The following is a 9,903-nucleotide window of genomic DNA, read 5'->3' as shown; positions in this document are numbered from 1 at the left end:
CAGCCAATACCGCACTGGCGTGACCTTCAAGCACGCCAGCAGCCAAGTGCTCAAGATTACCGACGCCGCCAGATGCAATCACCGGGATGCCCAGTGCATCGCTGATGGCGCGAGTCACGCCCAGGTCAAAGCCGTTCTTCATGCCGTCCTGATCCATGCTGGTCAGAAGAATCTCGCCTGCGCCGAGGTCCTCCATCTTCTTCGCCCACATCACGGCGTCGAGACCCGTCGGCTTGCGACCGCCGTGGGTGAAGATTTCCCAGCGCGGGGTTTCGCCCGGCAGTGAAACCTTCTTGGCATCAATGGCGACGACGATGCACTGCGAGCCGAAGCGCGCCGCAGCTTCGCCGACGAACTCCGGGTTGAACACCGCTGCGGTGTTGATCGAGACTTTGTCGGCACCTGCGTTCAACAGGTTACGGATGTCCTGCACGGTACGCACGCCGCCACCGACCGTCAGTGGGATGAACACCTGACTGGCCATCCGCTCAACAGTGTGCAGTGTGGTGTCACGGCCATCGACGCTGGCGGTGATGTCGAGAAAGGTAATCTCGTCCGCACCCTGCTCGTCGTAGCGACGGGCGATTTCAACCGGATCACCAGCGTCACGGATGTTCTCGAACTTGACGCCTTTGACCACGCGACCGTTATCGACGTCGAGGCAAGGGATGATGCGTTTGGCGAGGGCCATGAGCCTATTCTCCGATTTCTATCTGTCGATCCTGTGTTGGAATGCTCACCGCTGCGCCAGATCGCACAACGCTTGGGCTTGCGCCACATCCAGCGTGCCTTCGTAAATCGCACGGCCGGTAATCGCACCGATGATTCCTGGCTGCTTCGCATCGAGCAGCGCCTGGATGTCACCCAGATTATGGATGCCGCCCGAAGCAATCACCGGAATGCGCGTGGCAGCGGCCAGCGCGGCGGTGAATGGTACGTTGCAGCCTTGCATCATGCCGTCTTTGGCGATGTCGGTATAAACGATGGCCGCGACGCCGTCCGCTTCGAAGCGCTTGGCCAGATCGATCACCTGAATCGCGCTGACTTCAGCCCAGCCGTCAGTGGCAACGAACCCATCCTTGGCGTCCAGACCGACGATCACCTTGCCCGGAAAGGCACGGCATGCCTGGGCCACGAACTCGGGCTCCTTGACTGCCTTGGTGCCAATGATCACGTAGCTCACGCCGGCTTTGATGTAGTGCTCAATGGTTTCCAGTGAGCGAATGCCGCCGCCGATCTGGATGGGCAGTTGCGGGTAACGCTTGGCGATGGCAGTGACCACATCACCATTGACCGGCTGACCTTCGAACGCGCCGTTCAGATCGACCAGATGCAGACGGCGGCAGCCACCTTCAACCCACTTGGCGGCCATGCTCACCGGATCGTCGGAGAACACCGTGGAATCGTCCATGCGGCCTTGGCGCAGACGCACGCAAGCACCGTCTTTAAGGTCGATAGCGGGAATAATGAGCATGCTTTTTCCTTCGTCAAAAGAGCTGCAAGTTGCAAGCTATAAGCTGCAAGCAGGCACGCGTACTAATTCTTGCAGCTTGAAACGTGTAGCTTTCAGCTGCTTTTTTCCAATGCCCAAACGTCGCTTTCGATGCTTTCGAATCGTTCTTTGAGGTGCGTCTGCACATCGAAAATTGCGCGATTGTAATAGTGCGGAGCAATTTCACGGGTAAACAGGTCAAGAATCTCGGCCGCTTCGAACGAGCCCAGGCCCAGCTCGAAGCGCTCCTCCATGAAGCGCTTGATCTTGTGACAGGCCTCACCTTCCTGTTCAGGCGTGAGGGTCAGGATCGGCGGCTTGATCTTCTTGTTCATTACCAGCGACCGTCCCAAGCAGCGAAGTTCTGCAACAATTGCAGGCCATGGGTATGGCTCTTCTCCGGGTGAAATTGCACGGCGAAGCGCGAGCCGTCAGCCAGTGCAGCGGCGAAATCACGACCATAATGACCACGCCCGACGACCTGCCGAGGGTTGCCCGCATCAATGTAATAGCTGTGTACGAAGTAGAAACGCGCCATATCGGGGATGTCGTGCCACAGCGGGTGATCCACCGCCTGCGCCACTTCGTTCCAACCCATGTGCGGGACCTTCAGGTGTTCGCCTTCTTCATGCAGATCTTTGCCGAAGAAGCGCACCTGGCCGGGGAACACACCGATGCAGTCGACGCCATCGTTCTCTTCACTGCGATCCATCAATGCTTGCATGCCCACGCAGATGCCGAGGAATGGACGATCCTGGCTCACTTCGCGTACCAGCGCATCAAAACCCAGGCGGCGAATCTCGGCCATGCAATCGCGAATGGCGCCGACTCCGGGAAATACCACGCGGTCGGCTTCACGGATCACATTGGCATCACTGGTGATCAGCACTCGCCCGGCGCCCACATGCTCCAGAGCCTTGGCCACCGAGTGCAGATTGCCCATGCCGTAATCGATAACCGCGACCGTTTGCATCAGAGCACACCCTTGGTCGACGGCATTTGCCCAGCCATGCGGTCATCCAGCTCAACCGCCATGCGCAACGCACGGCCAAAAGCCTTGAATACGGTTTCGATCTGGTGGTGTGTGTTATGGCCGCGCAGGTTGTCGATGTGCAGCGTGACATTGGCGTGGTTGACGAAGCCCTGGAAAAACTCCTGGAACAAGTCGACGTCGAACCCACCTACCGTGGCACGGGTGTACGGCACATGCATTTGCAGGCCCGGACGACCGGAAAAGTCGATGACCACGCGTGACAGGGCTTCATCCAGAGGAACGTAGGCGTGGCCGTAGCGGCGGATGCCTTTTTTATCGCCAATGGCTTTGCTGAAAGCCTGACCCAAGGTGATGCCGACGTCCTCCACGGTGTGGTGATCGTCGATATGCAGGTCGCCCTTGCTTTCGATATCCAGATCGATCAACCCGTGACGGGCGATCTGATCGAGCATGTGTTCAAGGAAAGGAACGCCGATATCGAATCGGGCCTTTCCGGTGCCATCCAGGTTGATCGAGGCTTTGATCTGGGTTTCCAGAGTGTCGCGCTCGACGAACGCCTTACGTTCGGCCATCACCAGCTCCGCAAAATCATTGGGCGAAAAAGGCGAGCATTATAGGCCCGAAAGCGCCTGGCATGAAGTAAACAGAGGAAGGGAGAAGAAGAAGTCGGGTGCAACCGGTCGGATACACCCGATTGGTGCCTGTTCACGTCACTCAATAGGTCGCGAACAGGCGCCGCAAGCCGCTGTCAGTGGAACAGCACAGCGGTTTTCTGCAACGTGACCCAGACGCCCCACGCCAGTGGAATGCCTACCGCCAACCAGGCGAGGATCGCCAGCGGCTTGGTGCCAGGGTCCGCTTTCCACTCCAGGGAAGTGGTGTGGTCGGCGCCGGCATCGTGGCCCAGAGCTTGTTCAGCTCTCAGCTCGGCGTCGGTCATGAAGTACTTGTCGTCCACCGGACGCACCAGAAGATTGCAGATAAACCCCAGCACCAACAGACCGGCGAGGATGTACAAGGTGATGTCATAAGCATCGGCGCGGGCAACGCCGTGGCTCAATTGATACTCACGCAAGTAGTTCACCAAGACTGGCCCCAGTACACCGGCTGCGGCCCAGGCGGTCAGCAGGCGACCGTGGATCGCGCCAACCATTTGAGTACCGAACAGATCAGCCAGGTAAGCCGGAACAGTGGCGAAACCACCACCGTACATCGACAACACCACGCAGAATGCCGCCACGAACAGCGCGACGCTGCCCAGGTGACCCAACGTTGGAACCGCTGCATAAAGCAGAAACCCCAAAGCGAAGAACACGAAATACGTGGCTTTGCGGCCGATGTAGTCTGAGAACGAGGCCCAGAAAAACCGGCCACCGATGTTGAACAGGCTCAACAGGCCAGTAAAGCCCGCAGCGATGGCGGCGATAGCAGCCAGTTGCGAGCCATCCAACTGACCAAAGGTCAGCTCATTGCCCAACAATTTACCGGCGAACACTTCTTGCAGCAGCGGCGAGGCCATGCCGAGGATACCGATACCGGCCGAAACGTTTAGGCACAATACCAACCAAACCAGCCGGAATTGAGGCGTCTTCCACGCCACGCTCACGTGTACGTGACTGTGGGTGATCATCGAGTTACCGGCCTTCTTGACTGGCGCAGTCCAGCCTTCAGGCTTCCAGCCGGTTGGCGGAACACGGTACGACAGCGCGCCACCGATCATGAAGATGAAGTAAATCACCGCCATGACCACAAAGCTCTGCCAGACGCCGACGCCATCAGGGGTCGCGAAATAGCTCATCAGAGCAGCCGCCAGCGGCGCACCCACCATCGCGCCACCGCCAAAGCCCATGATCGCCATGCCGGTCGCCATGCCGCGCTTGTCCGGGAACCACTTGATCAGGGTCGAGACCGGCGAGATATAGCCCAGGCCCAGCCCAATACCGCCGATCACGCCCGAACCGATCCACATCAGCCAAATCTGGTGCGTATAAACGCCCAACGCCGAAATAAGCAGACCGCCACACCAGCACAGCGTTGATACGACACCGGCCTTGCGCGGACCGGCGCGTTCCAGCCAACCACCCCAGAGGGCCGCAGAGCAACCCAGAAAGATAAAGAACAGCGTGTAGATCCAGCCGAGCATAGAGATCGGCCAGTCACAGGTGGACGAGAATATTTGTTCGAAGAACCCGACGTCCGGTGCGCAGGCGATTGCGGTCTTGATGCCGACGGCTTTGGAAAGCGGCAGCCAGAAGACCGAGAAACCATAGGCCATACCGATACACAGGTGGATCGCGAGGGCGGCAGGTGGAACCAGCCAGCGGTTGAAACCGCGCTTCGCGATAATGCGCTCTTTGGACAAGAATCCAGGCTGAACGGCAGAGCCGTTTAACACAGCACTTGTACTCATTGTTATTTCCCCTGATTTTTTAGTTATGTATCGCAAGGCAAGACGACATCTGCGCCACAACCTTGATGCACGCAGGCAACAGCTGTTTTATCGGCAGAGAACCTGACTATGCGACAATTCGACGCATCATGAGCCCCGATGCGCGAAACTCTACCATTTACTGTGTAAAAGGAAGCACTCTGCTACTACCTTTTTTATGCCATCTGTCATGTGTTCGCAGGCAATGCCCTCGACCTGTAGGAGCCGACTTGTTGGCGAAGCAATCTGCAAGCACATTGTCCCTAAAGACAAACGTGTTACTGAGGAACCCTGATGCCCATCGTCGTTGAATCGATTCACTCTGCCACCTATCAAGATCAGCAAGACTTGCAGAAGATCTACTACGACGCCCCGCTCCAACTGTTCTCGCCGTTTACCAATGCGCAGTCACTGATCGAATACGGCCTGACCGACAACTGCCTGATCGCAGCACGCTTTAACGACCGCTTATTAGGTGCTGCATTTGTTCAACGTAATAACCCGGTTTGGTTGCTGTCCCACCTTTGCGTGCGAAAGCTCACGCGGCGCCGGGGAGTTGCAGAACGATTGGTGGTAGATGCTGGCAAATTGGCACGCCAGGCTGGATGCGAACTACGCTTGCTTGCACCTGCGCCTTCAATCGAAGTAACGGCGTTAGCGAACAAGTTACGGGTGCCATTGGATGTCATGCCGCCAACTGGATTTCGGACTGGCAGCGCGTAAGACTATCCAGAGCCCTGCACCTGCGTGAGGACGCTATACTCGCGGGCTAAATTTTGAACGACTCGACAACAAGGACTCGCCCATGAAAGCGTTCGGCAAAATCCTGGGACTGTTTATTCTCGGGCTGTTGCTGATCATCGTGGCTCTCGGCTTCGCCCTGACCCATCTATTTGATCCCAACGACTATAAAGACGAGATTCGTAAACTGGCCCGCGACAAAGCCCATGTGGAGCTGACGCTCAATGGCGATATCGGCTGGAGCCTGTTCCCCTGGCTTGGACTGGAACTGCATGACGCCAGCGTCGCAACCCTGACCGACCCAAGCAAACCGTTCGCCGATCTGCAAATGCTTGGCCTCTCTGTTCGCGTGCTGCCGCTGCTGCGTAAAGAAGTACAGATGAGCGACGTGCGCGTCGAAGGCCTGAACCTGATGCTAACCCGCGACGCAAACGGCCACGGTAATTGGCAGGACATCGGCAAAGAACCTGCTAGTGCATCGACCGACACGACGACGCCTGCCGATGAATCTGCTCCTGCCAAACCTGAACGCCCGTCACAGCCGATCAAGCTCGACATCGACAGCCTGACCGTGAATAACGCACGCATTGAATACAACGATATTCCCAGCGCTCGGCAATTCACCGCCGAGAGCATTCAAATCAGCACCGGCGCGGTGCATGAAGCGACCGACATTCCCGTCAAGCTGACCGCGTTTCTGACCGCCAGCCAACCGGCCGTCCGTACCAAAACCGAGTTGTCCGGCAAACTGCGCTTCGACCGAGTACTCAAACGCTATCAGTTCGAAGACATGCGTTTATCGGGCGAAGCGGCTGGCGATCCGCTGCAAGGCAAGACGGTGACCTTCGCTGCACAAGGCCAACTGTTAGTCGATTTGGCCGCCAACGTCGCCGAATGGAACGGTCTGAAGCTGTCCGCCAACCAACTCCGTGCGCTGGGCGAATTGCACGTACGGGATCTGGACAAGACACCACAGCTGAGCGGCGGCCTGTCGATTGCACAGGTCAACCTGCGCGACTTCCTCGATAACATTGGCCAACCGGCACCTGCGCTGGGTGACAACAGCCTCAATAAATTTGAAATGGTCACCCGCGTCGCGGCCAACCCGACCAGCGCTTCGTTTGACGACCTGACCCTGAAACTCGATGACAGCACCATTACCGGCCGGGTCGCAGTCGAGGATTTCGCCAAGCAATCGCTGCGCCTGCAGCTCAAGGCCGACACATTCAACGCCGACCGCTATCGTCCGGCGCCAAGCGAAGAACGCAAGAGCGCAGGCGCAGCACGCAAGGCCGAAGTCGAGGGCGGCGAAGCCCAGGCGATGGCAGGAGCAGGCACCACGCCGCTGCCGGATCAACCGACCAAGGCCGCCTGGAGCGACGCCAGACTCTTCCCGCTAGAGCGGATGCGCAAACTCGATGTCGATGCAGATTTGAGTTTCGGTCAACTGACCGTGCAAAAACTGCTGATCCAGAACGCAGTGCTGAACACCTCGGCCCTGGACGGGATCATCAAAGTCGACAGCCTGCGTGGCGATCTCTATAACGGCAACTTTGAGGTCAAAGGCAATCTGGACGTGCGCCCCGAAGTGCCGTTGGCCAGCGTGCAAACGCGCATCGCCAAAGTGCCGGTAGAGCGCTTCATTCAGGCGCAAGGCGAAACCCCGCCGCTGCGTGGCTTGTTGACGCTCAACAGTGACGTGACCGGCAAAGGCAACAGCGAAAAAGCGCTGATCGACAGCCTCAACGGCACCGCCAGCTTCGCGCTTACCGATGGGGTGCTGGTCAACGCCAACCTGGAGCAGCAGTTGTGCCGTGGCATCGCGACGCTCAATCGCAAATCGCTAAGCGGCGAACCGCGTGGCAAGGACACGCCCTTTCAGCAGCTCAACGGCAATCTGGTACTGCGCAACGGCGTCGCCAGCAACCCGGACCTGAAAGTGCGTACACCGGGCCTGACGATCAATGGCGATGGTGACCTCGACCTGCGCGTGCTGGGCATGAATTACCGCGTCGGCATCGTCATCGAAGGTGACAAGAGCGACATGCCTGATCCGGCCTGCGAAGTGAACCCCCGCTACGTCGGCATCGAATGGCCGGTGCAATGTCGCGGCCCGCTGGAACTGGGCGCCAAAGCCTGTCGTCTGGACAACGAAGGGCTGGGCAAAGTCGCCGCTAAATTGGCGGGCGATCGCATCGGCGAAAAAATCGACGAGAAGCTGGGCGACAAGGTCAGCCCGCAACTCAAAGACGCCATCAAGGGATTGTTCAAGCGGTGATGAGCCCATCATTACCCGCTTTTCAATCTGTAGGAACCAACGTGTTGGTGAGGCCACCAACGCGGTATGTCTGAAACGCCGCCTCGCGAACAAGTTCGCTCACAGGGTGCGTGAAAACGTCGCGCGCGAAGGCAAGGCAAAAACAGGCGGGAAAACGGCCGGAGTCGCGACCGGCTCTAGGTGTTCTAAATGAGCATTTTCCGCCTGCTTTTAACGCCGTATTGTGCGCGTCAAGCCGATGGCTTCCAGCCCGCAGTGGTTTTCACACAGCCTGTACAACTGATCAACCGGCAAATTGAAGACATACGCCATCCGCAGCGATGAAGCATTTGATACGGTCAAGCTTCTCAGCGAAAAATACCTGCTGAAAGCTTGACCGGGAACAGAGTCTCTATGGGGCATGCGACAACCGAGCCTCAACCCTTTCCCTGACACCGGACAACCCATGCAACCCGAACAATTCTCCAGCGCCGTGCTGGAGTGGTACGACCGCCACGGCCGCCACGATCTGCCGTGGCAACAGAACATCACGCCCTACCGAGTGTGGGTCTCGGAAATCATGCTGCAACAGACCCAAGTCAGCACCGTGCTGAACTACTTCGACCGCTTCATGGAGGCGCTGCCGACTGTGCAAGCGCTGGCCGATGCGCCGGAAGACGAAGTACTGCACCTGTGGACCGGACTGGGCTACTACACCCGCGCGCGCAACCTGCAAAAAGCCGCGAAGATCGTCGTTGCCGATCACGGTGGCGAATTCCCGCGTGACGTAGAAAAACTCATCTTGCTGCCGGGCATTGGCCTGTCTACCGCAGGCGCCATCGCCAGCATCAGCATGGGCCTGCGCGCGCCGATTCTGGATGGCAACGTCAAACGCGTTCTGGCGCGCTACACAGCGCAAGAGGGGTATCCGGGCGAGCCGAAGGTCGCTAAACAACTGTGGGCCACTGCCGAGCGTTTTACGCCGTATCAACGGGTAAATAACTACACCCAAGCCATGATGGACCTGGGCGCCACGCTGTGTACGCGCAGCAAGCCAAGTTGCCTGCTGTGCCCGCTGGAGCGCGGTTGCCAGGCACACATGCTGGGCCTGGAAACGCGCTACCCGATCCCCAAACCCCGTAAAGCAATCCCGCAAAAACGCACACTTATGCCGATGTTCGCTAACCGCGACGGTGCGATTCTGCTGTATCGTCGCCCGTCGAGCGGTTTGTGGGGCGGTTTGTGGAGCCTGCCAGAGCTGGACCACTTCGACGACATGCAACATCTGGCCGTGCAACACTCACTCGCGCTGGGCAAACATCACGCCCTGCCGGGCCTGGTTCACACGTTCAGCCACTTCCAACTGAGCATCGAGCCGTGGCTGGTCCAGGTCGAAGAGTCCGTCCATCACGTGGCCGAGGACGACTGGCTCTGGTATAACCTCGCCACCCCGCCGCGCCTGGGCCTTGCTGCCCCGGTGAAGAAGCTGCTCAAGAACGCAGCCGACGTATTGAATGCAGGAGAGTCCTCATGACCCGCATCGTAATGTGCCGTAAATACAAAGAAGAACTGCCAGGCCTGGAACGCGCGCCTTATCCAGGCGCAAAAGGCGAAGACATCTTCAACAACGTCTCACAGAAAGCCTGGGCCGACTGGCAAAAACACCAGACCCTGCTGATCAACGAACGTCGCTTGAACATGATGAACGCCGAAGACCGAAAATTCCTGCAGACCGAAATGGACAAGTTCCTGTCGGGCGAGGAATACGCCAAGGCAGAAGGTTACGTTCCGCCCGTGCAATAAAAGGGTTTTGCGCGGTGCGGTTCGTAAGCGACGGTAATAATTCAAATTTTTTTAGAAACTCGCTTGACGACCCCCTGAAAAACACGTCTAATGCGCCCCGTTGCCCAGATAGCTCAGTCGGTAGAGCAGGGGATTGAAAATCCCCGTGTCGGCGGTTCGATTCCGTCTCTGGGCACCACCTTTCGTTT

The 9,903-nt window shown here is 58.2% G+C and carries 10 protein-coding genes and 1 tRNA gene; 5 read left to right on the top strand and 6 right to left on the bottom strand.

Annotated features, from left to right (window positions below):
- From hisF to VGC62_RS16980, 6 genes are all read right to left on the bottom strand, one after another.
- Positions 1-691: imidazole glycerol phosphate synthase subunit HisF (hisF, locus tag VGC62_RS17005; protein WP_331188244.1), on the bottom strand; the 691-nt coding region annotated here is incomplete at its 3' end.
- Positions 692-736: 45 nt separating this feature from the next.
- Positions 737-1,474, bottom strand: a complete 738-nt coding sequence (hisA, locus tag VGC62_RS17000) for a 1-(5-phosphoribosyl)-5-[(5-phosphoribosylamino)methylideneamino]imidazole-4-carboxamide isomerase (protein WP_331188243.1) — start codon at positions 1,472-1,474, stop codon at positions 737-739.
- Between the two features lie 92 nt (positions 1,475-1,566).
- Positions 1,567-1,827 carry a DUF2164 domain-containing protein gene (locus tag VGC62_RS16995; RefSeq protein WP_331188242.1) on the bottom strand — a complete coding sequence of 87 codons (261 nt, stop codon included), beginning with the start codon at positions 1,825-1,827 and terminating at the stop codon, positions 1,567-1,569.
- Positions 1,827-2,465: an imidazole glycerol phosphate synthase subunit HisH gene (hisH, locus tag VGC62_RS16990; RefSeq protein ID WP_331188241.1), complete on the bottom strand. Its 639-nt coding sequence runs from the start codon at positions 2,463-2,465 to the stop codon at positions 1,827-1,829. Before hisH ends, VGC62_RS16995 begins: the two co-directional genes overlap by 1 nt.
- Positions 2,465-3,058 (bottom strand): imidazoleglycerol-phosphate dehydratase HisB, encoded by a 594-nt coding sequence (gene hisB, locus VGC62_RS16985; RefSeq protein WP_062379429.1) that lies wholly within the window; start codon positions 3,056-3,058, stop codon positions 2,465-2,467. Before hisB ends, hisH begins: the two co-directional genes overlap by 1 nt.
- Positions 3,059-3,234: 176 nt before the next feature.
- On the bottom strand, positions 3,235-4,896 hold the full coding sequence (locus tag VGC62_RS16980; RefSeq protein ID WP_331188240.1) for an OFA family MFS transporter: 1,662 nt from the start codon (positions 4,894-4,896) through the stop codon (positions 3,235-3,237).
- 312 nt (positions 4,897-5,208) lie between these two features.
- On the opposite strand from VGC62_RS16980, the gene VGC62_RS16975 reads away from it, so the two are divergent.
- The 5 genes from VGC62_RS16975 (at position 5,209) to VGC62_RS16955 (ending at position 9,893) form a co-directional block, all read left to right on the top strand.
- A complete protein-coding gene (locus VGC62_RS16975; protein ID WP_331188239.1) occupies positions 5,209-5,637 on the top strand; it encodes an acetyl-CoA sensor PanZ family protein in 429 nt (142 codons plus the stop codon).
- An 82-nt stretch (positions 5,638-5,719) separates the two neighbouring features.
- Positions 5,720-7,933, top strand: a complete 2,214-nt coding sequence (locus VGC62_RS16970; protein ID WP_331188238.1) for an AsmA family protein — start codon at positions 5,720-5,722, stop codon at positions 7,931-7,933.
- A 445-nt stretch (positions 7,934-8,378) separates the two neighbouring features.
- Positions 8,379-9,446 carry an A/G-specific adenine glycosylase gene (gene mutY / locus VGC62_RS16965; RefSeq protein WP_331188237.1) on the top strand — a complete coding sequence of 356 codons (1,068 nt, stop codon included), beginning with the start codon at positions 8,379-8,381 and terminating at the stop codon, positions 9,444-9,446.
- The gene (locus VGC62_RS16960; protein WP_331188236.1) at positions 9,443-9,715 is read left to right on the top strand and encodes an oxidative damage protection protein; all 273 of its coding nucleotides are present in this window, start codon (positions 9,443-9,445) and stop codon (positions 9,713-9,715) included. The genes mutY and VGC62_RS16960 overlap by 4 nt, the downstream gene beginning before the upstream one ends.
- Positions 9,716-9,817: 102 nt before the next feature.
- Positions 9,818-9,893: transfer RNA gene (locus tag VGC62_RS16955), tRNA-Phe, on the top strand.
- The last annotated feature ends 10 nt before the right edge of the window (positions 9,894-9,903 follow it).

This window comes from Pseudomonas sp. (assembly GCF_036404235.1).
Classification (GTDB): Bacteria; Pseudomonadota; Gammaproteobacteria; order Pseudomonadales; family Pseudomonadaceae; genus Aquipseudomonas.
The sequence above is the reverse complement of the archived record's forward strand: the minus strand, read 5'-3'. Positions and strand labels throughout refer to the sequence as shown.